Raw genomic sequence first — 24,797 nt, 5'->3', positions numbered from 1 at the left:
GTCTATCAATATAACATAACATAACCTGTGTACAAATTTTTAAACAATTTAGATTTAATGTTCCTTGTATTTTACATTTAAAATGCATAATTACTTATATATCAAAGCGATACAGTGACCTACTTTAATCTCTATATTCATTATAATTCCCATAACATTGGACTTTATGGATTTAAAAATTAATTCAATTAAACAAAAACAGTTTATTTTAAATCACATTATGTTATATAAATACTTTTTACAGCCCAAAAATCATTCTTAAATTAATTTTTCAGAACGCTGCATATTGTTTTCTTTGGTATAATAGCTTCATAAAAATGAACATATGGAGGCATTCAAATTATGAAACAAATTTATTTTAACCATGATGGTGGTGTAGATGATCTCATTTCATTATTTCTATTAATACAAATGGATGATATAGAGCTTATTGGTGTAAGCGCAATTGGTGCAGATAGTTATATCGAACCCGCAGTAAGTGCATCTCAAAAAATAATTAACCGCTTCTCTGACCAACCAATACATGTTGCCGCTTCTAAAGAGCGCGGTAAACATCCTTTTCCAAAAGATTGGCGTATGCACGCATTTTTTATGGATGCGTTACCTATTTTAAATGAACCATCAAACCAGCACTCTTTATTATTAAAACAGCCTGCCTACCAAGATATTATAGATAAATTACAAGCTCAGTCCCAAAAAGTCACTTTACTTTTTACAGGTCCCTTAACAGATTTAGCCAAAGCTATCACAGTAGAGCCTACTATTGTTCAGAATATCGATTGCCTTGTATGGATGGGCGGCACATTTTTAGATAAAGGTAATGTTGAAGAACCTGAACATGATGGTACAGCTGAATGGAATGCTTTTTGGGATCCCGAAGCTGTGCAAATTGTATTTGATACGAATATCAAAATAGAAATGGTAGCTTTAGAAAGCACGAATCAAGTACCTATGACATGGGATGTTAGACAAGCATGGGCAAACGAACGTCATTATCCTGGTGTAGACTTCTTAGGTGTAAGCTATGCTGCTGTCCCGCCATTAACACACTTCCAAACAAATTCCACTTACTTCTTATGGGACGTATTAACAACAGCTTACGTTGGCATGCCTGAACTTGTTCAACAACACAGTGTGAATGTGTCTGTACATACTGAAGGAGCTAGCCAAGGACAAACGTATATTGACGATGTGAATGGTAGACCTATTTCACTAGTAGATCACGTTGAACATGACGCTTTCTTCAAATACATCACTGATTTAGCTAAAAAAGTCATACACTAAAAAGTAAATAATAGTTTTACTAATAAAAAAAGAGGGATTTCCAATTTTTTGGAAGATCCCTCTAATCATTAAAATATTTTTAACAGATCTATATTAATAACTATCCGTAGTTAAATATTGTTTATCGATGACATCTTTAGTGATTGTTTCTAAACGTTGTTTCGTAACATCATTTTCGTCATCATAGCTTAGTGCGTGGCGTTTTGCTAACTTATCATCGTATCTTTTAAGTGGATACATTTTAAAACTATGTCGTGTGTTGTCATCAAGTGGATTGGCTATTTCATAATGCGTAATTAAAGACTGCCATTTAACATTTTTAATCGTTACGCCCTTGGGCAATTTCTCAATATTAAAACGAATATTACCTCCTAATACATTACTTTCATCACCTGTACTTTGCCCATTCAAAAAATTTCCCAGGGAATAAGCTACTAGCGTCTTATGATTGTCTTTTCCTTTTACCCATTCTATAGGTTGAATGACGTGAGGATGTGTCCCAATTACAACATCTACGCCTGCATTTGCAAATACTTCAGCATATTTATTCTGTTTACGCGTTGGTTCATGTTTGCCTTCACTTCCCCAATGTGCCGACACAATAACCGCATCACTTTGTGTTTTAGCTTTCGCTACATCTTCTTTAATCTGAGCTTCATCAAAATAATTGATATGATACGGTTTTTCAGGAGAAATATCATTTGTGCCATATGTATAACTTAATATTGCAACTTTGATTCCATTTCTCTCAACAACAGGTATATGATCTCTCGCTTTTTGTGAATTAAACGCGCCAGTATATAAGATATCGTCAAATTGTTTCCATAAATTTATCTCATTCCGCAATCCATCGGTTCCTTGATCAAGCGTATGGTTATTCGAACCGTTAACAATGTCAAATCCCACATCAACGATATCATCCGCTATATCCGTCGGCGTATTAAATTGTTTGAAGCCTGAAAATCCTTTTTCATCTCCACCAATTGGTGATTCTTGATTTATATAAGAAATATCTGCAGATTCAATATCTTTTTCTAAGTATTCATACATAGGTTTAAAGTCGAAATTACCATCAACTTGTAACGCATCCTGATAAACTACTGGATGAATTAAATTATCTCCAACTGCATAAAATGAAACTTTATCTACTAATTGCTTTTGGTCATGCAAGCATAATCCACTAAAAAATATAAAAACAGTAAATAATATTGTCATCATTATTCTATATTTCCACATAGCTTCCCCCCTTTGACCATTTCAAATAAGTTTCACTTTACATTTATTAATTCTATTATAATTAAATATCTCAAAATATTATAGAGGATTTACAATATACTCAAACTTCCTTAACAATATAATAAGAGCTTAGGTAAAATCTCTTTTTGTATGAATTCTTCATAGTGATTGAATTCGTAGAATTCTGTTTCTGGAATTGTTTCAACAATTTGATTAACTGCATGTGCGATATCATTGTTAGGAATCAAAATTTCAGTTTCCATTGGTAGTGTTAGCTGAGTCATATTATAAGTCTTATACATAAGACACCTCGTTTTAAAGTTATGTTAGAGTAACTTTATTATACGAAAGTGGCTTGTTTTTTGTATGAATTTATATAATTGTGCCGATTTTGTAAACCGCTGACGCCTAGGGGAATAGTATGAGTCTGTAAAACAAATAATATCTCAACTCTATTGCTATATTTGCAGTAGATGACTGAAGTGAAAGCGCGCATAATATTAAGTTTGTTTCACTTCTAGTCATCTTTGCCGGGGTGGGACGACGAAATCTTATTAGAAAAATTAGATTTCTGTCCCACTCCCATACCCCAGGCAAGCATGCGCTTTCAAAATCGGAAGATTTTAACATAGAAAAGCAGCAATCCATTAGAAACTAATAGATTGCTGCTTTTAATTTGAGAATGAGATATTTATATCTCAGCCCCAATTGGATTCAGCTTATAATATTATACGTGCTTAGTAATTGTTTCTGCTGGTAAACGATATGAACCATGAGCAGGATTTTTTGCTTTTCCTATTGCTATAATCATAACAGGTTCATAACGTTCTGAATCGATATCAAAGGCTGCGGCTATTTGATCACTTTCAAATCCACCTATTGGATTCGTATCATAACCATAAGCTCTGGCAACTAACATAAATTGCATAGCAGCTAGACTACTATCAATTTTTATAATATCGTTCATTTCAGTTTTTTCTAAACTTCTATAGAAAGGTAATACTTTCCCAAGTAATTCATCTTTCACATCTTCGGGCATTAATCCTTGCTTGACAGCGTTATTATAGATTTCCTCACCGTATTCATGACTTTGCATATCCCCAAAGATAACTACCATTGCGGACGAAGAATCATTTTGACGTGTATTAAAGCGTATAAGCGGGCGTAATCTATCTTTACCTTCTTCACTCTCTACAACTAAAAAGCGCCATGGTTGCATATTGACTGATGATGGTGCCTTTGTTGCTTTTTGAATCATTTCATCCATCTCTGAGGTTGATATTTTAACTTGCTCATCAAAAAGTTTTACAGATTTTCTATTCATTACTATATCTTCAAAGTCGTTATTAATCATTATTCATTTCTCCTTAACTATTTTTAACAAAAACAAATTATACTCAATTTATTTCAATTTACAAATCATCTGTTTGAGAATGAAATTAATACCAACGAGAATTTAAATAATCATTAACAATACTTCATCAAAAACTTAATATAAGGATACGCTTTTCCAAAAAATCTATTATACTCTTTTTAATTAAATGCAATTCATACACTTAAACTTCACGAGTGCAAAATCGTAAATTACCCTAATCTGTTATTTGCATAGACATTGTTATATTTCTATCACAGAAACCCATTTTTTCGTATAATTTTTTAGCAAAGTTATTCGCAAAAACATTTAGCCTTACTTCTTTGATATTTTTCGCTTTAAAATACTCGCCGACAAATTGTATTAATTCTTCAGCGACTCCGTGTCTTCTATATTCATCAAATACATACAATTCGTATATAAAGCCGTACTCCTCTTGAATAAAATAATCTGTTTTGTCATCTATAAGCACGAAACCTTTCATGTGCCCTTCTTCTATTAATACATAATACTCAGCACCTTCATTTATTAATTGTTTTGACGCTGATCTCATCGCATGATCTGATAAGTCAAACTCTGCTGTTATTGCTTCTTTAAATACAGTCGGTACCGTTTCATTGATTATTTTCAACTCTTCTTGGTTTGCTTTTCTAATTGTCATCATTACGCACCCTTTCTGCAACACACTTTCTTTGTAAATACTTACAATCATTGTTATATCTCTTTACAATTCAAATAATTTTTATTACTTTGACAATACCCTAAATCAAAATAATTTAATTTCAAGGCTTTGCAAAATAAAAACTTTATTATTCAAAAAATTTAATATCAATATAATTCTTCTTAACTACTGTATATATTGAATTTTTATAGTAAAATAGGATAGTGACTTTATCTATATACCATTAATTACAGGCGACTTCACTATATTATCAAGAAGGTTTTTGCAATATACAAAGACCTATTTTTTTATAGTGAATACTGTACATGATACAATGGATGCTTTACAATCAACAGATCATCTGATGATTGATTACCATTGTTTCTTAATAGAGCATTTAAATAACTTACAAAGCTATTATCAATAGCCGAAAATATTATAAAAAGTTCGATATATTCTACCTTATATCAAAATATAAAGAGAAAATTTTAAAAAAAGAGGGAATAAATAATGAAGTCCATATCTGTAATAGTGACTTATTACAACTCAGAAGACTATATAGAAAGATGTTTAACTAGTCTTAAAAAACAAAGATTTCAAGATTTTGAGTTAATTTTAGTTAATGATGGTTCAACTGATAATTCAAAAACAATTGCAACACAAAGTATTGCAAATTGGGATATACCAATAAAAGAAATTGATTTACAACAAAATACAGGTCATGCACATGCAAGAAATATTGCTATGCAAGAAGTAGATGCACCATATTTTATATTCATTGATTCAGATGATTATTTAGCTTCTTATGCACTTGCATTTTATATGAAAAAAATAAATCAATTTGATGCACTTATTTCACCAATACATTCATTTACACTGGATATACCACAATATATAGACCAAGACTTAGTGCGTGTGGAATATTTAGATACCAAAACTAAGTCAAATCAATTTTTACGCAAAAATTCAGCGTGTAATATTGTCTTTAAAACCGCTATCGCACGTGGGCATAATCTACAGTTCAATGAAGGATTAGATGTCTTTATTGACTGGTCATTCATATTAGATTTTATAAAATATTCAAATGGTTTTGTACGTGTGAGTCGCTTCCCGTTTTATATCAAAGGCGAAGTTTACGACCCATTCTTAAAACCAAGATTATCTAAGCAAGATTTCGGTATTGTCTTCAATGATTATGTTTATAGTTTTTCAGATTCTATTCAACGTGCGCCTTTAAAGGAAAACAAGCGTTTCATAAAAAATAAAATGAAAAGTTTATTTAAATATTCGTTTGAACCTTCATTAAGAAAAACACCTGAAAGATACGAACAAAATAGTGAGTTATTACCAAGCTTAACGAGAAAACTATTTCCTACAATTTTCAAAAATGAAAAACCTTTATTTATCGCAGAATCGCTCATGCTTATGTTGAATAAGAGAAAATCAGCATTTAAAATTAATCAGTTTAGAAATAAAGCTCGATTAGCTAAAAATGTTGTTTTACGCAGAAAAAACAAACATCGTGCGCTTTACCAATTGACAGATTCTGAAGATAAAGTAAATCCAAAAACGATCGTATTTGAAGCTTTTGGTGGTAAAAATTATAGTGATAGTCCTAAATATGTTTATGAATATATGATGAAACATCATCCGAATTATGAATTTATATGGGTATTAAAAAAACCTGACAGCGTACAAATACCAGGTCCTGCCCAAAAGGTTAGAAAAAATTCTAAAGCATACTATGATGCTTATTCTAGAGCAAAATACTGGGTATCAAATGCTAGGCTCCCACTGTTTCTAAATAAAAAACCTAACCAAGTCTATATCCAAACTTGGCATGGTACACCATTAAAACGCTTAGCAAACGATATGAAGGTCATTCGTATGCCTGGAACAACAACAGATCGTTATAAACGCAATTTCAGAGAAGAAACAAATCGTTGGGATTATCTCGTTTCACCAAATGCTTATTCATCAAAAATATTTGAAACAGCGTTCTGGATGAGTCCAGAACAAATCCTCGAAATTGGTTATCCTAGAAATGATGTTTTAGTTAATCGCTCACAAGACGAAGCATATCTTCAAGAAATCAAAGAGAATTTAAATTTACCCGAAGATAAGAAAGTAATTATGTATGCTCCTACATGGAGAGATGACGAATTTGTTAAGAAAGGTAAATACTTGTTTGATTTGAAAATTGACTTAGATAACTTACATGAGCAATTAGGTGATGAATATGTGATTTTATTAAGAATGCATTACTTAATTTCTAATGCTCTTGATTTAAGAGGTTATGAAGAGTTTGCAATTGACGTTTCAAATTACAGTGACATCTCTGAATTATACTTAATTTCAGATTGTTTAATCACGGATTATTCATCAGTCATGTTTGATTACGGCGTACTAAAAAGACCGCAATTCTTTTTCGCTTATGATTTAGATAAATATGGTCAAGATTTACGTGGTTTCTATCTTGATTATCATAAAGATTTACCAGGTCCAATTTATCAAGATGCTTATAAATTAGCTGATGATTTGAAAAACTTAGACCAAGTAAAAGTAGATTACAAAGATAAAATCGACACTTTCTATAATGATTTTTGTTCATTAGAAGATGGTAAATCGTCTAAAGCAATTTCTGATTTAATTACTGGTCGACAAGACAAGTAGTTCTTAGATAAATGTTTCAGCTCTTGTATTCCATTTTAAATTAGCCTTGTGGGGCGGAAGTAAGCAATCAAATTTCAAATTTTGATTGCTTACTTCCGCCCCTATTTTCATTTAATTTTTGAGCTAATAACTGCCAAGCTTTGTGATAATTATCATCTAATTGTACAGGTTTAAAACCAAACTCAAGATACATATTAATGGCTTTATAACTAATCGTTTGTGAAGTTAAATAAGCTTTATCATGATATAACGCTAAAATATTCATTGCTGCACTAAGTAATGGCTTAGATAACTTTTTTCCTTGATATGCTGGTATAATACCAACCCAATGAATCCTCCCCATCATTTGAGTATCATCACCTAAATAGCCATACCACGCAGTTGTCGTACCCACAACTTCTCGCTGTTCATTTTCAATGAAGATACAACGTTGTTCCATCTCTGTTACATGATTCCCAAATTCTTTATTAAACCTTTCTAATGCCATTTCCTCAGTTGTAAACTCACCTGCTAGCGTTTCTATATAAGCCCATAATTTTTCATCGCCTTTACGGAATTTCCTAATGACAAAACCTTTAGGCACATCATACTGTGGTATGTCGTCTAACTGGGTTCTCATCATTTGTACTTTAATATTTTCCATCCTGCCACACCCCACATCATTAAATTTGTTATATCAACTTATATTTATAATAGCCTTATTCCCATCATAAAAACACATATTACAACTTCAAATAAAAACTTATATATTATGCACATTATAAATTTATGAAAAACATAAAAAAACTGCCAACCAAAAAAATCATACATTTTTGGTGACAGTGAAAATATCTATACTTATCTAGGATGTTATTCAAATCTATACTTCCTTATTTTGAAACACCTATCGTATTCAACAATACAATACCTATGAGTATAAACACGATTGCTATAATACCTGTGAGATTTAGATTTTCATTAAATAAAACAACTGCGAGTACTGTACTCAATATTAATCCCAAACCAGCCCAAGTGGCATAACTTAAGCCTAATGGTAGATATTTCATAGCTAAACTAAAAAAATAAAAGCAAATAATAAATGAGACAGTTGCTGATAAACTTGGGTATAATTTACTAAAGCCTTCAGAAGCCTTGAGTGAAACGGTGCCTGTTACTTCAGTAATAATAGCAATCACTAAATATAAATAAGCCATAATACTCCTTTCCTAAATCGAAGCACTTGGAAAGTTAATCGTTTTTATATTAACCTTTTTAACAATCGCTCTACTTCTATTTAATCAATATCAAAGTCCTGTTTAACTATTGTAGCAATTGTTCACTTTGCCATTTCCAACTCTAAAACAGTATCACTTTAACACCTACAAATAATAAGAAACTGGTGAAAATCATTGAATTTATGACTTCACCAGTTGTTATTTCAAATTATATATTTGTTCATTTCTTTTATTTTACTGTTCCTGCATCTTTGTCATGTACACCATGACGATAGAAATCGATATATTCTGGTTCCATAGGTTTTTTACCACGGATAATGTCTGATGCTTTTTCTGCCATCATTAATACAGGTGAGTGGATATTTCCGTTTGTAGTGCGTGGCATTACAGATGCATCTACAACACGTAAGTTTTCCATACCATGTACTTTGAATGTTTCAGGATCAACAACTGACATTTCGTCAGATGCTGGGCCCATTCTACAGCTACATGATGGGTGCAATGCAGTTTCGCCGTCACGTTTTACCCATTCAATGATTTCTTCATCTGTTTGTACTTCAGGTCCTGGAGAAATTTCTCCACCATTAAATGGATCTAATGATTTTTGAGACAATATGTTTCTAGCTACTTTGATTGCTTCAACCCATTCACGTTTATCTTCTTCTGTAGATAAGTAGTTAAATACGAAATCTGGTTTTTCAAATGGATCTTTAGACTTAATCTTCAAGTAACCACGAGAGTTAGAATACATTGGTCCTACGTGTACTTGGTAACCATGAGCATGTGGTGCTTTCGTACCATCGTATCTTACTGCGATTGGCAAGAAGTGGAACATTAAGTTTGGATAATCTACATCATCATTTGAACGTACAAATCCGCCACCTTCGAAGTGGTTAGATGCTGCTGCACCTTTACGACCTAAAATCCATTGTAAGCCAATGAATGGCATTTTCAATTTGTTAAGGCTAGGTTGCATTGAAACGGGTTGTTTACATGCATGTTGCACGTATACTTCTAAATGGTCTTCAAAGTTTTCCCCAACACCTGGTAAATGTAGACGAGGTTCAACACCAACTGAACGTAGGTGTTCTGTATCACCAATACCAGATAATTGTAATAATTGTGGAGAGTTAATTGCGCCACCAGATAAAATAACTTCTTTCGCATTCACTGTATGTTCTTTACCATTCTTCTTGAATGTTACACCAGTTACTTTATTACCTTCAAAATTTAATTTAGTTACAAACGCACGTGTTTGGACGTCTAAGTTTTTACGTTTCATAGCTGGATGTAAGTAAGCTCTTGATGCTGAAACACGTCTACCGTTATGCACTTGGCTATCAAAAGGACCAAATCCTTCTTGACGGAAACCATTAACGTCTGGTGTTTTATTATAACCAGCGTCAACACCAGCATTGAAAAACGCTTGGAATAACGGGTTTTTAGCAGGTCCACGTCTTAATTTAATTGGACCGTGGTGACCACGATACTGATCATCTTTAGTAGAACCAAATGTTGTTTCCAAACGTTTAAAGTATGGTAAACAATGCGCATAATCCCATGATTCCATGCCTTTTGGTTGCGCCCATTTTTCATAATCCATTGGGTTACCACGTTGGTAAATCATACCGTTAATGGAACTTGAACCACCTAATACTTTACCACGCGCATGTCCAACTTTACGTCCACCCATATGTGGTTCTGCATTTGTTTCATAAATCCAGTCATATAGTTTATTCCCTGCTGGATACATTAATGCTGCTGGCATTTGAATTAATAAATCCCAAGAATAGTCACTACGTCCAGCTTCTAATACAAGTACATCTTTAGATGCATCTTCACTTAAACGGCCACCAAGTACCGAACCGGCACTGCCACCACCAATAATGATATAATCATACGATTTTTTCATTTTTGATAAAACCTCCTAAATTTTTAATTATTAATATTTTTTATTTGTGTGCAAATTACCTATTGTTTACCAAACCAATTTACTGGCTCTGGGTTCGTATTACGTAGAATATGTTTCTCAACTTGATATTCTGCTAAACCTTCTTTACCAAGTTCTCTACCAATGCCTGATTGTTTATAACCGCCCCATGGTGCTTGTGCAAAGTATGGGTGGAAGTCATTAATCCAAACCGTACCCATCTTCAATTTATTAACAACACGCTCAGCTTTACCGATATCTGAAGTGAATACGCCACCTGCTAAACCATAAATTGAATCATTTGCTAGTTCGATTGCTTCTGCTTCTGTTGAAAAGCCTTCAATTGTTACAACTGGACCAAACACTTCTTCTTGTACAATACGCATTGAAGTATCACAATCTGTAATGACAGTTGGTTCAAAGAAGAAACCATCTTGTAAGTCTTCACGTTCTGGTCTTTTACCGCCAATCGCAATTGTTGCGTTTTCCGATTTTGCAACTTCCATATATTTTTCGATTTTTTCTCTGTGCTCAGCTGAAATAACTGGACCCATTTCGGTTTCTGGATTAAATCCATCACCTAATTTAATATTTTTAATTCTTTCAATTAATGCCGCTTCAAATTTATCTTTGATATCGTTGTGTACTAAGATTCTTGCCCCAGCAGAACATACTTGTCCTGCATGGAAAAACCCACCATTCAAAGCTTGATCGACTGCAAGATCAAAATCAGCATCATCGAAAATAATATTAGGATTTTTACCACCAAGCTCTAATGCAACATTCGTTACGTGATTAGCAGCTTGTTTCATAATATGTTTTCCTGTTTGAATACCACCTGTAAAAGATACTAAGTCTACTTCTTTATGCGATGATAACGGCTCTCCTACTTCTGAACCTTTACCTAAGACTAAGTTAATTACACCTTTAGGGAATCCCACTTCCGCCATCAATTCAAATACACGAATTGTTGTTAGCGGTGTGATTTCACTCGGCTTCATAACAAGCGTACACCCTGTAACTAATGCTGGAGCAATCTTCCATGAAGCTTGTAGTAAAGGATAGTTCCAAGGTGTGATTTGTGTGACAACGCCTACTGGTTCTTTTATCACTTTACTTTCAGTATTAGGGATTGGTGAATCTATTATTTCGCCACCATCTTTATCTGCTAAACCAGCAAAATAATTAAATACATTCGCAATGTCGTCCATGTCCGCATAAGATTCTTCTAATGTTTTACCTGTATCTAATGTTTCAAGTCTTGCTAATTCTTCACGGTGTTCAACGATTAAGTCAGCAATTGCGCCAACTTTTTTGCCTCTAGATTCACTTGTTTCTTGAAACCATTCGCTACCTTCAAATGCATTTCTCGCAGCTAAAATGGCACGTTCACTATCTTCCGAAGTACCTTCTGCGACTTCAAAAATGACTTCTTGGTTATATGGATTAATAATTTTTCTTGTTTCTTCGTTTGAGCTACTTACCCACTCACCATCAATATATTGACGACGAGATAATTGATTTAAAAGTTCCATGAAAATTACCTCCGTTAAGTTTGTTAAATTTTTATTTAACGAATTTTACAAGCTTTATGTTAGCATAGTAATTGAAAGGGTGTCAAACGAGTTTAGTTATAAGCTGATTAGGGATTTGTATAATTATAAAAATGTAATTATTTTGCATTCCTTAATCATCAATATCTTAAATTCGTATAAAAAATTATCGGAGGTGTACATCGTGGTACATTCAAACAACCCTGATAAGCAATTGGATGAAGCAAAAGACATCGTTATCAATGCAATTGGTGAAACGATGGACTTATACGGGATTAACAGAAGTGTAGGTAATTTATTTGGTACTATGCTCTTTGAAGACAGCATGACATTAGATGAAATGCGTGAACAACTACAAATGAGCAAACCTAGCATGAGTGCTGGAGTAAAAAGGCTCCAAGAATTCGATCTTGTCAAACAACAGTTTACACGCGGCAGTAGAAAACAACATTTCATTGCTGAAAAAGACTTTTTCAATTTCTTTAGTAACTTCTTTACCCGCAAATGGAAAAGAGAAATTGTAATTAACTCTGAGGCTGTTTATGATTCAGTAGCTATACTTGATAAGGTCATCAACGACAAAAATGCTGATGCAGCGACTAAGACAGAAGCTAGCGAAGTCAAAGCACAATTAATCGATACATTACCCTACTATGATTGGTTAGATAATTTAAGCCAAGCAATCGAAAGCGGCGAAATATTTAAATACTTCCCAATTCCAGAAAATAAGAAATAACACTTATTTCAATGCTTCAAGAGAAGTTTTACAACTTTAAAAATGGCAGTTAGATTCTTTCTTAGAAATCTAGCTGTCATTTTTTCATTTTCAGATACATCTTCATTGAAAAATCAGTGTAAAATACGTATTTAAAATTTCTGATACGTCACAATCCACTTCCATCTCCACTACAAAAAAAAAAGCAGTGAAGCAATCTAATGTCATAGATACTCCACTGCTTTTTATATGTTTTTATCTATAAGTTGTCGTCATTTTTCTTTTCTCTCACCTGTGTAATTCTCAGTGAGCGTCTTTCTACTTCTTTATATTTATCCGCACGACGCTCAAGTTTGAGTCGATCCTCATTTAATGTCCGTAAGAAGGAAATCATCATCATGACGAAGACAATGAGTACTGGCACACTAGCAAGTAAAGAAGCTGTTTTTAACACTTCCAATGATCGCTCACCACCAACAAGCATTAATGCAAATGGTAATAAACATAAAGCGAATGCCCAATATAAACGGTTTGCTTTTAAAGGTTCTCCAACCACTTTTTTCTGAGATGCTGCTGCTAAAATATAAGATCCAGAATCAAAAGTCGTTGCTAAGAACAGTACCGCAGAAAGCAAGAATAAAATAATAACTAAATTAGGAAATGGTAATTGATGCAACACTTCAATTATAGTTGCTTCTGTACCATGCGTGTTTAAATTCTGAACAACATCAAACGCTCCAGTTAATTGTAAGTAAACTGCATAGTTACCGAAAATACCAAAGAATAACATACAGCCTAAAGTACCGTATATTATCGTACCTAGAACGACTTCTTTCATAGTTCGTCCTTTAGAAATTCGAGCAATAAACAACCCTATAAACGGTGCATATACAATCCACCATGACCAATAGAATATTGTCCAATCTTGTGGGAAGTTCGTTTCCTTACGTCCACCGATACCTCCGAATGGTTCTATCCATGTCGCCATTTGGAAGAAGTTTTTTACCATATTACCCATACCTGTTATCGTTGTTTCCATAATAAACACAGTTGGACCAACAATCAGTACAAATCCGAGTAAAACAAATGACAAAATAACGTTCCAGTCACTTAATACTTTTATACCTTTTTTCAACCCAGAATAAGAACTGTATGCAAAAAGTGCAGTTATGATAAATAGAATCGCACCACGCATGACCATATTATCCCCGTCTAAACCGGTCAATCTTTCTATACCTGCTGTAATCATCGGTACGCCAAGTGCGAGTGATGTTGCAGCGCCTCCAAGTAAACCGAAGATAAATATAATATCAGTAACTTGTCCAATAAAGCCATCTGTCTGACTTTTTAAGATAGGTCGTAACGTTTGGCTGATTTTAAACACTGGTTTTTTCTTCACGAATATAAGATAACCAATACATAACGCTGGCAGTACGAATGTTGCCCAAGCGATAGGACCCCAGTGGAACATGCCATACATTGTAGCGTAGTTTAAAGCACTATCCGTCATTCCTTTACCACCGTGTGGCGGGTCTTGATAGTAAAAGGCCCATTCAATAACGCCCCAATATAAAATATCTGAAGCAATACCAGCACAGAACAGCATTGCTGCCCAACTAAAATTATTGAATTCAGGTTTATCTGTAGATTTACCTAATGTCACATTTCCATATTTTCCAAATGCAATGTACAAAACAAATATTAAAATTGCCAATCCAATAAATAAGTATACTGAACCAATTGTACTTACCACAGCTTCATTCATTTTCGTAATAATATCTTGACTGGCCTTTGGAAAAACCATCATAGGAATTACTGCAATTAATAAAATTACGGAAGACCCTATAAAGGTCGTCCAATCCATTACTTTATTCTTTTTCAATTGTTGAACACCCCTCATAGTAAATTTGTATGTAAAATTACCGCTAATAAATTTAATGAATTAGCAAGAACTATTTAATTATTCACAAACATGAGCCTAACGAATTTTAAATAATAATGCAAATTACATTCAAACGAGTTATTTGTAAAAGATGAATAATTATATAAAAACACCAATTAATTTGAATATGAAAATCGCTACAATCACAGTGTTAAGTTTAAACTTAACGAAATTAATGAATCTTACAAACTTAACTAACTGTATTTTTATACATATAATATGAATATATATTCTATTTTATTTTTTTATTTTATTTATGTATTTGGTGATTTTTCACAAAAAAATCGTTTAATTTTTACATTGCTTGGTTTTTGTTAATATTAGTGAAAAGCATAAAATAATTATAAATATAAATGTCTTTAAATTACGTCATATTAAAATGACTTCGAGTTTAAATTAATGGCCTTCAAAACTAAAAAGGTATAGTGAATCGCATACAAAAAAGTGTCGACAAAATCCGAGACTTTGTCGACACTCATAAGCTATTTTTATAATTTTAATATCATTTTTCTATATACCAATTATTGTTATCGAATATTAATATTTTGCAGCATCAGATGATGGATGTAAAATTAACTCTACATCTTGGTCCGATAATTTATAATCGTAAAATTTTTGATAATATGATTTAATCTCATCTTTCATATTGTATTTAAATTTATTAGGGTGGTTATGTTGTGCCATCCATTTCAACATTAATGGAGCATCACCATTTGGTGGGAACCAACGATAAATACCTAAAGGTACCTTATAGACTTCTTTGTCTTTCACTGCCTTCACTTGGCTCCAATCTTGACCATCCGTTTTATTTTCAATCAAATCTTCTGGTTGTGTTTCAGTGAAATTAGTAATATAGATTTTATCCGGATTCCATTTATAAATTTGTTCCATATTGACTTCTTTTTGTCCTTCTATGCCATCTTCTCCAACTATATCAATTCCGCCAGTTGCTTTAATCCATTTTTCACTATGGAAATTTGATCCAGCTACAACGATAGAATTATCTGAGTGCTGATGTAGAAATAAAACTTTGGGTTTCTCTGATTTTTTTGTGTCTTTTAAGCTTTCATCAATCATTTTTTGAGATTTTTCGCCCTCTTGCATAAACTTATCAGTTCTCTCACTTGTTTTACCACCTTTGATCTCTGAAGTTATTTCTAACCAACTGTTAAATGTAGTCAATGGATCATCATCTTCATCATTTACAGTATCAAGACCAATTGTAGGTATACCACTTTCTGCAACTTTATCTAAGGTTTTCTTTTCAGATGCAAGTTCAAAGTAGACATCTGGATTGATTTTAGATAATTCTTCTATATTGATATCACCATTTTTCACAAATTCAGTAGATGCTTTTTTAATATCAGGAGATATTTTAGCTAGCATTGAATTTTCTGCAGCATTGTAGGCATTTGGATGTAATCCTTTTATTTCTTTAGTAGAATTCGTCCCTACAAACCAAGCAGAAAAATAAGGCAGTATGCCCCCTACTACAATACTATCCGGATCTTTTTTAATCTTCACTTCACGATTTGTTTGATCGGTAACAAGTTTTTCCTATTTCGTTAATTCTTTATCTTCTGAATTACTCGCTGTACTGTTTGAACTACATGCAGTAAGTAATGTAGCTGATAATACAATCCCAGATAGGATACTATATTTTCTATTCATTGCTGATTTCCTGTTCATATCTATTTTCTAAACTAAGTCAAAATAACCTAGTGTAATTTATAAGTACTAGACCTATATGCATCCATAAAAATTGATTAAATACTTCCAATAGCATTCTAAGTCTATATTTATGCATATTTCTCTATATATAAACTATTCTAATGATAATGATAATCAATTTCAATATGTATTTTAATTATCTTACTTTTAATTGAAAGTATTCTATAATATAGAAGGAATAATAAAGTCTTGAATAAAGAGGGTTTGAAAATGGATAAAAAACAAATTGTAAATTATTGGGATAAACGTGCCGAGTCTTTTAGTAAAGATAAACAGGCCGAATTAGAAAGTAGTCATGCAACAGCTTGGTTGAAAGAGATAGAAGCAATTACTCCATTAAGAGATGGTTTAAAAGTCTTAGACATAGGTACAGGTGCTGGTTTTCTAGCAATCCTATGTGCACAACAAGGCGCTGAAGTATCAGGTATTGATCTTGCTCCTGATATGATTCAATCTGCAAAACAGAATGCACAACAATTAAATCAAAATATAAAATTTAAAGTCATGGATGCAGAACATCTAAATTATGAAAATGAAACTTTTGATGTCGTTATCGCTCGAAATGTGACATGGTTAATGCCTAACACACAAGCTACTTACAAAGAGTGGTTACGTGTGTTAAAACCAAATGGCCATCTTATTAATATAGATGGTAACTATGGCAAAGATTCCTTTATTAATTACGGGGATATCTCAACAGATCACGCACATAACACACTGGGAGATGAGATGTTGCAGGAAAGCGAAATCATCAAACAAAGCATACCTATTAATCATCAATCAAGACCACAATATGACATAAACATCTTAAAACAGTTAGGATATCAAAACATTCATCTTGATACTGGTGTTTATGCTCGAGTATATAAAGAACAAGATGCTTTTTATAATCCAACACCTATATTTTTAATATCAGTCACTAAACCTATGACCTAGTTTAATGTACATTTTTTTATATTAGATAGAATATTTATTATATTTTAGTATCTTAAGTGCCTTGAACTTGCGTTATGCTTCAATTTTTATCATACTAAAAGAGAATACAGTAAAAGGAGTGGTAAGAATGAATAAAGAACAATTTGATAAAGTGAAAAATGGTAAAGGTTTCATTGCTGCATTAGATCAAAGTGGTGGTAGTACACCAAAAGCGCTTAAAGATTACGGCGTTACTGAAGATCAATACGATAGCGAAGATGAAATGTTCAAACTCGTTCATGACATGCGTACACGTATTGTATCATCACCTTCATTCAGCGCTGATAAAATTATTGGTGCAATTCTTTTCGAACAAACGATGGATCGCGAAGTAGACGGTAAACATACTGGAGATTACTTAGCAGATAAAGGCGTTGTTCCCTTCTTAAAAGTTGATAAAGGTTTAGACGAACAAAAAGATGGCGTTCAATTAATGAAACCTATGCCAGATTTAGATGCTTTATTAAGTCGTGCCAATGAACACAAAATTTTTGGTACGAAAATGCGTTCTAATATTTTAGAACTAAACAAAGATGGTATTGATTTAGTGGTAAAACAACAATTTGATGTTGCTAAACAAATTATCTCTGCTGGATTAGTTCCAATCATTGAACCAGAAGTTAATATTAATGCTGAAAATAAAGCAGAAATTGAAGCATATTTAGCTGACTCAATCTTAGAAGAACTAAACAAATTAAACGACGATCAACTTGTGATGTTAAAACTATCTATCCCTACAAAAGCTAACCAATACCAAACACTTATTGATCATGCTAATGTTGTACGTGTTGTTGCACTATCAGGTGGATACAGTAGAGAACATGCAAACGAAGTCCTTAAACAAAACAAAGATTTAATTGCTAGCTTCTCTCGTGCACTTATTAATGATTTAAATGTAAATCAATCAGATGAAGAATTTGATAAAATCTTAGGTGAAACAATCGAATCTATTTATGACGCTTCAGTCAATAAAGCCTAAATAAATAATTCCTACACCTTATTTATTTCCCAGGAAAAGCAGAGCGCTTGAGATTTGAATACCTCAGTAAACTAATAAAAGCAGTTTTCTACTCAAAATGTAGAAAACTGTTTTTTTCATGATTAGATTTTTTTATTTGCACATAGAGGTACTTTTTTCGTAACAACAAACACCTAAAACACATATTTTTTGTATGCGTCCTACTAGAATGTGAGGTGATTTGAGATTATAAGTTCATGAAGTTCCTATGGTATGTAATCAGCAATAACATCCTAATTACCTTCATCAATTTCAGGATAAACAATATATCCATCATCTTCTATAATCGGCAAAGCACCCCATTGCCCTAATTCATGCTGTTGCTGAATAATTTGTTGTTCGTTATCAAGCATAATATGATGTACAGACCATTTGTGAGCAGTTAGCCAATTACTCACAATTAATCTATGACATCGCGCTGGATGAGGTTCTGAACACATGTATGCTACACGTTTTGAATCCCCTAACACTTCTAATGCCTTGATTCCTTCTTGAAAATCTTCCGTCAAAGTATAATCAGCGTAATTATGGAAAGACTCATTATTCCATGCTTCATTTATTGTTCTACCTACACTTTCAGAGGCTTTTCTTCTACCACCTAACAACGTATTATATTGATATTCAATGTTTGCTTCAGTGAGCCATTTTCTCATATTCTCTTCATTAAATTGAGGATTGCGTTTACTCCCTCTATACGCACGTACATCCACAATGACCTCTATATTAAATTGTTGAAGCATATCTATAAATTGCTGTTCCGAATGATTCGCGTGACCTATCGTATATATTTCCGACATTCTAATCCCCCTAACCGTTGAAACATCTTGTATTTATACTATATAACCTAATTAAATTTTTATAATCCCAACTATTTAATTTTGCGATATATTGACTATAAACTAATTCTTAAAATATACTAGCCATCATTGAAAAATATCTATATACTAAATTTAATTTATAAAATAACTTTATTTAAAGATTAAGGGGACAAAAATGAAGAATTATTTACATAGGTGGGTCATAGAAGCACTCAGTTTTATGGCTTTAGGATTATTCGGATCGTTAATTATCGGGTTAATTTTGGATACAATAGGTAGTCAAACATTACTGCCTCAATTAGACTTAACATTTTTAACTGAAATAGGTAAGGTTGCCATGTCTGTGACAGGTGCAGCGATAGGTGTTGCAATTGCATATGGATTAGGCGCAAAACCACTCGTTGTTTTTTCTTGTGTCATTGTAGGAACATTGGGGTATACCACTTTTGAAGGTGGTCCTGTGGGGGCATATATTGCTACTTTAATCGTAGTTGAACTGAGTAGATTATATGCAGGAAAAACAAAAATCGACATTATTATAACGCCCTTACTAACAATTATTATTGGTGGTTTCATTGCAAAAAGCTTTGGTCCGGCACTCAATCAATTTATGACTGGCTTAGGCAAAATCATCAACGCTGCTACTGAGCAACAACCATTCATAATGGGGGTTCTCGTAGCTGTCATCTTTGGTTTAGCTTTAACGGCGCCTATTTCTAGTGCTGCACTTGCACTTATGCTTGATTTAAGTGGATTAGCTGCTGGAGCGGCGACAATTGGTTGCGCAGCTCAAATGGTTGGATTTGCAGTCAATGGCTTTAAAGATAATGGCTGGGGAGGTATATTATCCGTTGGAATTGGTACAAGCATGTTACAAGTTCCAAATATTATTAAGCACCCTATGATACTCTTACCTCCAACACTTGCGAGTGCAATTGTTGCACCTATCATGACAACATTGTTCCCTATGACGAATAATGCTGCTGGTGCCGGTATGGGAACAAGTGGATTCATCGGTCAAATTATGACTATTAATACGATGGGGGGCTCACTACAAGTTTGGATGTTAATCCTTGTATTCCACATCCTCTTACCTGCAGCTATTAGTTTTTCATTATATAAACTATGTTTAAATAAGCAATGGATTAAACCTGGAGATCAACTTATCCATATCGCTAACTAATTTTTAAATAGTGATAATTGAATCTGACTCATATGTGGAAAAGCGTGCACAAAAAGCAGTCCGAATATAAAATTCGGGCTGCTTTTGTATTTATCCTATATTAAAATAATATTACCTATCTTCTTGTACTGGAACTTGCTCACCACTCACAACATTTCTCTTTTGTGTAAAATAGAGTACAAATGCAATGAAATACCAGACCAAGACAATTAACCATTCTGATGGCCAAGCCAATGATGATGGCATGCCAGGCAAGTATATGATTAAGAATAACACACTTAATACAATTGCAATTATACCGACTGCTTTACCATTCTTAATACGATAAGGGCGTTCTAACTCTGGCTGTGTTTTACGTAACTTAAGGAATGAAATAGCTACGAGTAAATAACCTAATACAACACCTATACCCCCTGCATTAACAATCCACTGAAGTGCAGGTCTACCTAATAATGGTGCAACAAATGCAAGTACACCTAAGAATAAAATACCGTGTGTAGGCGTTTTAAACTTTGGATGAATATAAGCAAACCATTGTGGAATCATCTTATTTTTGGCCATGGCATATAATATTCTGCTACCACCAATAATGAATGCATTCCAACTCGTAATAATACCGGCGACACCACCAAGCACTAGCAAGATACCGAAACCACTATGACCGAATAAATTGACCATCGCATCAGCTGTTGCTAAGCTACTTGTCGTCAATGCTTGTGGAGATAATCCTGTGGATACACCAAAAACAATCAATAAATAAAATATGACTGACGCAATAATAGAAAAAATTAAAATACCACCAATTTTTTTAGCTGGTGCTTTTACTTCTTCAGCTATTTGCGGTATGACGTCAAATCCCACAAATAAGAAAGGAATCATCATTAAGACAGACATTGTACCACCAACACCATTTTCAAATGGTTGTAAATTATTAAAGTTACCATTGAACCCTGCACCAAACACAAGTAGCAACCCTACTCCAACGATAAATATTGTAAATACTGTTTGCATAATCGCTGCTGGCTTAACGCCGAAGTAATTAAGTGACGTTAAGATGATACTTCCTACAGAACCGATGAGTACCCATGTCAGATAAACATCCCATCCTGCGATATTCCACAATAACCCTTGATGCTGAAACGGAATTACATAATCTATCACAGTTGGCAAAGCAACCGCTTCGAATGTTATTACAGAGACATAGCCAAAAAGCACCGACCAACCGGATATAAAAGCGATTCCCGGAGAAAATGCTTTTTTCACAAAAACAAATCCGCCCCCTGTTTCAGGAATAGCTGCAGCTAACTCTGCATATGTAAGTCCTATCACAATAACTAAAAATCCACCTATTAAAAATGCAATAATACTTCCTACAAAACCTGCTGTTGAAACCCATTCTCCTGATAATACGACCCATCCCCATCCAAGCATGGCGCCGATAGCAAGAAACAAGACATCAACAATACTCATTGATTTATTAAATTCTGATTTCATTGAACATACCCCATATCATTCCTCAAATTTCAAAAAGTGATATATCAAGGCTGAAATAACATCTAATTAATTACGATAATTCCAACCTTGGAATCACTTTATTTCCTCACTTTGTTTACGTTTAAATCATTTCATCTTGTAATTGTTGAAAATCAAAATTATCTGCTAAGTTTCTATTGATAGATATTTAGTTTCTAAATATGGTTCAATTCCTTCTGTACCGCCTTCTCGACCATAGCCACTTTCTTTCAAACCACCAAAAGGTGCGTGTGCTGCAGAAGGGCCACCGTCGTTCCATCCAATGACGCCGTACTCTAATTCATTAAATAATTTCAATCCAGTACGATAATTATTTGTGAAGAAATATGAAGCTAACCCAAATTCAGTATCATTTGCAATGTCTATCACTTCATCTAAATCATCATAGGTCATGATTGGTGCCACAGGTCCAAATGTTTCTTCATGCATCACTTTCATGTTCAAATCTACATTAGAAATTACTACTGGTTTTAAGAAATTGCCACCTAATGCTTGGATTTCTTCTAAACTACGAGATAACTTGCCACCTTTGTCTTGTGCATCTGTAATATGTGTTAACACTTTCTCGACAGCATTGTGATCTATTAGAGGACCTATTTTAACTTCCTCCTCTAAACCATCACCTACTGTGAGTGCATGTACTTTTTCAGTTAGTCTTGCTGTATATTGTTCCGCTATATCTTTATGTACAAAGATACGGTTTGCACATATGCATGTTTGTCCAGCATTTCTGAACTTAGAAGCAATCGTCCCATCAACGGCTGCTTCAATATCTGCATCATTATGTACAATAAACGGTGCAAGACCTCCAAGTTCCATCGTTACATTTTTTACTGTTTGTGCTGATTGTTCAATTAATGTTTTACCAACGGCTGTCGATCCAGTAAACGTTATTTTATTAATTTGGCCATGTCCAGTAAATATATCACCCGCATCTTTACCTGATGCAATAATATAAGATATCGCATCTTTCGGAATACCCGCTTCATGTGCAAGTTCTACTAATTTGATAGTAGTTAAAGGTGTCTTCACTGCTGGCTTACAAATGATTGTACATCCTGCTGCTAAAGCTGGTGCCATTTTACGCGTAATCATTGCTGCTGGAAAATTCCAAGGTGTAATTGCTCCAACCACACCAACTGGAAATTTATCTATAACCATTTTCTTAGAAGGTGTATGGGCCGGAATTGTACGCCCATAGACACGTTTCGCTTCTTCTGCATACCATTTCACATAAGAATTCGCATAAGCTACTTCCCCTTGAGCTTCAGCTAAAGGTTTACCACCTTCAAGGGTAATCAGACGTGCAAGTTCATCTTGGTGTTCATCTATAAGTGTAGCCCATTGGTTTAATTTACCAGCACGTTCATGTGCATCTACAACTTTCCATTCTTGAAAAGCTTGATGAGCGCGTTTTATCTGCGTATCAATCTCCTCATGCGTCGTGTAATCTAAACGTTCAACTACTTCATTCGTTGCTGGATTATATACTTCTAACTGTTCCATATCCTTCACTCCTTAAAAAACATTTTATACTCTATGTCTATCATTAACTTATACCCTTTAATATTTTGAAAATGAACTTCATTTTTTAAGAAACGCTATAATTTGAAGTCACTTCATCAAATACATGCGTTAAAATGTTTAAGCCTTGGTTAAGTTCTTCATCAGTTATTACTAATGGAGGTAAGAAGCGTATAACATTGCCTTTAATTCCTGCAGATAATAACAACAAGCCTTTGTCATTTGCTATTTGTGTGATTTTACCTGTCAGTGCTTTATCAGGTAAACCTGTTTCAGCATCTACAACTTCAAAAGCTACCATAGCCCCTAGACGACGAATCTGTGCGATATGCTTGTGTGACTGACTGAGTTCTTGCAAATATACTTCAATATCATGGCCAAGCTGTTCTGCTTTATCATTTAATTGCTCTTGCTCTATAATATCAATTACTTTTAACGCAGCTTCACAAGCTAATGGATTACCTGCATACGTACCTCCTAATTCTCCTGGCGCTGCACTATCAATGATTTCTGCTTTACCTACTACACCACTTAAAGGAAACCCCGCAGCAAGTGATTTAGAAACTGTGATTAAGTCTGGTTCAATATCAAAATGTTCAATTGCAAAGGTTCTACCTGTTCTAGCAAAACCCGTTTGTATTTCATCTACTACAAAAACGATACCATTGTCTTCACAAATTTGTTTTACTGTATCAACAAACTTTTGATCAGGAATAATAAATCCACCTTCACCTTGTACGGGTTCCATTACAATACATGCAACGTCACTTGGATCTACAGTTTCAATGAAGAAGTCATGTAATTTATGAATCACTTGATCTACATATGCAGCTTCCGTTAATTCTTCAGATTTTTCAGAAATATTAGGATATGGTGCTTGATAAACTTCAGGCGCAAATGGACCGAATCCATATTTGTAAGGTTTCACTTTGCTTGTCATAGACATTGTTAAATTTGTACGACCATGAAAACCACGTACAAATGATACAACGGCTTGTCTACCTGTATATTTCCGAGCAATTTTCACTGCATTTTCTACTGCTTCAGCACCAGAGTTTAGTAAAATAGCTTTTTTAGCAAATTCACCTGGCGTAATCTCTGTTAATTTCTGTGCTAGGTTAAGGTAACTTTCATACATCATGACATTAAAGCCGGGATGAATGAATTTATCTAGCTTTTCTTTTAAATGTTTGGTAATTTCTGGGTGCGTATGACCGACATTAAGCGTACCAATAGCACCAGCAAAATCAATAAATGTATGACCATCTACGTCAGTAATTGTTGCTCCTTGCGCTTTATCTGCAACATGCAAATTTCCATTACCAACACCACGTGCTACATACTTTTCTCTTTTTTCTTTAAAATGCTCAAATTGACCTGACATTAAAAAACCTCCTCATGCTTATTAAAAAAGATTTATGGTTGTCTAAAAATT

Annotated in this window: 18 protein-coding genes and 2 pseudogenes; 6 read left to right on the top strand and 14 right to left on the bottom strand. The window is 33.6% G+C overall.

Annotated features, from left to right (window positions below; all coding sequences use genetic code 11):
• The first annotated feature begins 342 nt into the window (after positions 1 to 342).
• Positions 343 to 1,284: a nucleoside hydrolase gene (locus MHB47_RS01490; protein WP_340754583.1), complete on the top strand. Its 942-nt coding sequence runs from the start codon at positions 343 to 345 to the stop codon at positions 1,282 to 1,284.
• A gap of 93 nt (positions 1,285 to 1,377) precedes the next feature.
• On the opposite strand, the gene MHB47_RS01485 is transcribed toward MHB47_RS01490, so the two are convergent.
• The 4 genes and pseudogenes from MHB47_RS01485 to MHB47_RS01470 all read right to left on the bottom strand — a co-directional run bounded on the left by MHB47_RS01485 (position 1,378) and on the right by MHB47_RS01470 (position 4,556).
• Positions 1,378 to 2,520 (bottom strand): CapA family protein, encoded by a 1,143-nt coding sequence (locus MHB47_RS01485; protein ID WP_340754582.1) that lies wholly within the window; start codon positions 2,518 to 2,520, stop codon positions 1,378 to 1,380.
• Positions 2,521 to 2,636: 116 nt separating this feature from the next.
• Positions 2,637 to 2,822, bottom strand: a pseudogene (locus MHB47_RS01480) (IS5/IS1182 family transposase); the annotation flags it as partial.
• Positions 2,823 to 3,247: 425 nt separating this feature from the next.
• Positions 3,248 to 3,874 (bottom strand): nitroreductase family protein, encoded by a 627-nt coding sequence (locus tag MHB47_RS01475; protein ID WP_340754580.1) that lies wholly within the window; start codon positions 3,872 to 3,874, stop codon positions 3,248 to 3,250.
• 235 nt (positions 3,875 to 4,109) lie between these two features.
• Positions 4,110 to 4,556, bottom strand: coding sequence for a GNAT family N-acetyltransferase (locus tag MHB47_RS01470; protein ID WP_230456593.1), 447 nt, complete (start codon positions 4,554 to 4,556; stop codon positions 4,110 to 4,112).
• A 507-nt stretch (positions 4,557 to 5,063) separates the two neighbouring features.
• Between MHB47_RS01470 and MHB47_RS01465 the strand changes: the two genes are divergently transcribed.
• Positions 5,064 to 7,226: a bifunctional glycosyltransferase/CDP-glycerol:glycerophosphate glycerophosphotransferase gene (locus MHB47_RS01465; protein WP_340754578.1), complete on the top strand. Its 2,163-nt coding sequence runs from the start codon at positions 5,064 to 5,066 to the stop codon at positions 7,224 to 7,226.
• A gap of 67 nt (positions 7,227 to 7,293) precedes the next feature.
• On the opposite strand, the gene MHB47_RS01460 is transcribed toward MHB47_RS01465, so the two are convergent.
• From MHB47_RS01460 to betB, 4 genes are all read right to left on the bottom strand, one after another.
• Entirely contained in the window at positions 7,294 to 7,869 is a 576-nt protein-coding gene (locus MHB47_RS01460; RefSeq protein ID WP_340754577.1) for a GNAT family N-acetyltransferase, read from the bottom strand.
• A 226-nt stretch (positions 7,870 to 8,095) separates the two neighbouring features.
• Positions 8,096 to 8,419: a DMT family transporter gene (locus MHB47_RS01455; RefSeq protein WP_002506528.1), complete on the bottom strand. Its 324-nt coding sequence runs from the start codon at positions 8,417 to 8,419 to the stop codon at positions 8,096 to 8,098.
• A 250-nt stretch (positions 8,420 to 8,669) separates the two neighbouring features.
• Positions 8,670 to 10,352, bottom strand: a complete 1,683-nt coding sequence (betA, locus tag MHB47_RS01450) for a choline dehydrogenase (protein WP_002506527.1) — start codon at positions 10,350 to 10,352, stop codon at positions 8,670 to 8,672.
• Between the two features lie 59 nt (positions 10,353 to 10,411).
• Complete coding sequence (betB, locus tag MHB47_RS01445; protein ID WP_340754575.1) at positions 10,412 to 11,905, bottom strand: betaine-aldehyde dehydrogenase; 1,494 nt, start codon at positions 11,903 to 11,905, stop codon at positions 10,412 to 10,414.
• A gap of 202 nt (positions 11,906 to 12,107) precedes the next feature.
• On the opposite strand from betB, the gene cudC reads away from it, so the two are divergent.
• Positions 12,108 to 12,659: a choline uptake/conversion transcriptional regulator CudC gene (cudC, locus tag MHB47_RS01440; RefSeq protein WP_340754572.1), complete on the top strand. Its 552-nt coding sequence runs from the start codon at positions 12,108 to 12,110 to the stop codon at positions 12,657 to 12,659.
• Between the two features lie 238 nt (positions 12,660 to 12,897).
• Here the strand turns inward: cudC and MHB47_RS01435 are convergent, their stop codons facing one another.
• Positions 12,898 to 14,520 carry a BCCT family transporter gene (locus tag MHB47_RS01435; protein ID WP_107514301.1) on the bottom strand — a complete coding sequence of 541 codons (1,623 nt, stop codon included), beginning with the start codon at positions 14,518 to 14,520 and terminating at the stop codon, positions 12,898 to 12,900.
• A gap of 597 nt (positions 14,521 to 15,117) precedes the next feature.
• Positions 15,118 to 16,251 (bottom strand): annotated as a pseudogene (locus tag MHB47_RS01430) (ABC transporter substrate-binding protein).
• A 270-nt stretch (positions 16,252 to 16,521) separates the two neighbouring features.
• Between MHB47_RS01430 and MHB47_RS01425 the strand changes: the two are divergent.
• Positions 16,522 to 17,247 carry a class I SAM-dependent methyltransferase gene (locus MHB47_RS01425; RefSeq protein WP_340754568.1) on the top strand — a complete coding sequence of 242 codons (726 nt, stop codon included), beginning with the start codon at positions 16,522 to 16,524 and terminating at the stop codon, positions 17,245 to 17,247.
• Between the two features lie 127 nt (positions 17,248 to 17,374).
• Positions 17,375 to 18,265, top strand: a complete 891-nt coding sequence (locus MHB47_RS01420) for a fructose bisphosphate aldolase (protein ID WP_002511606.1) — start codon at positions 17,375 to 17,377, stop codon at positions 18,263 to 18,265.
• Positions 18,266 to 18,537: 272 nt separating this feature from the next.
• Here the strand turns inward: MHB47_RS01420 and MHB47_RS01415 are convergent, their stop codons facing one another.
• Entirely contained in the window at positions 18,538 to 19,101 is a 564-nt protein-coding gene (locus tag MHB47_RS01415) for a DUF488 domain-containing protein (protein ID WP_340754566.1), read from the bottom strand.
• 196 nt (positions 19,102 to 19,297) lie between these two features.
• Here MHB47_RS01415 and MHB47_RS01410 point away from each other — a divergent pair, with 196 nt between their 5' ends.
• Positions 19,298 to 20,305, top strand: a complete 1,008-nt coding sequence (locus MHB47_RS01410) for a PTS transporter subunit IIC (RefSeq protein ID WP_340754564.1) — start codon at positions 19,298 to 19,300, stop codon at positions 20,303 to 20,305.
• Between the two features lie 111 nt (positions 20,306 to 20,416).
• Here the strand turns inward: MHB47_RS01410 and MHB47_RS01405 are convergent, their stop codons facing one another.
• From MHB47_RS01405 to gabT, 3 genes are all read right to left on the bottom strand, one after another.
• The gene (locus MHB47_RS01405; protein ID WP_340754561.1) at positions 20,417 to 21,799 is read right to left on the bottom strand and encodes an APC family permease; all 1,383 of its coding nucleotides are present in this window, start codon (positions 21,797 to 21,799) and stop codon (positions 20,417 to 20,419) included.
• A 165-nt stretch (positions 21,800 to 21,964) separates the two neighbouring features.
• Entirely contained in the window at positions 21,965 to 23,344 is a 1,380-nt protein-coding gene (locus MHB47_RS01400) for an NAD-dependent succinate-semialdehyde dehydrogenase (RefSeq protein WP_340754559.1), read from the bottom strand.
• An 85-nt stretch (positions 23,345 to 23,429) separates the two neighbouring features.
• Positions 23,430 to 24,746 (bottom strand): 4-aminobutyrate--2-oxoglutarate transaminase, encoded by a 1,317-nt coding sequence (gabT, locus tag MHB47_RS01395; RefSeq protein WP_340754557.1) that lies wholly within the window; start codon positions 24,744 to 24,746, stop codon positions 23,430 to 23,432.
• Positions 24,747 to 24,797 lie beyond the last annotated feature (51 nt).

Origin of the sequence: Staphylococcus sp. FSL K6-3157 (assembly GCF_038005145.1) — a bacterium.
GTDB lineage: Bacteria > Bacillota > Bacilli > Staphylococcales > Staphylococcaceae > Staphylococcus > Staphylococcus equorum.
The sequence above is the reverse complement of the archived record's forward strand: the minus strand, read 5'-3'. Positions and strand labels throughout refer to the sequence as shown.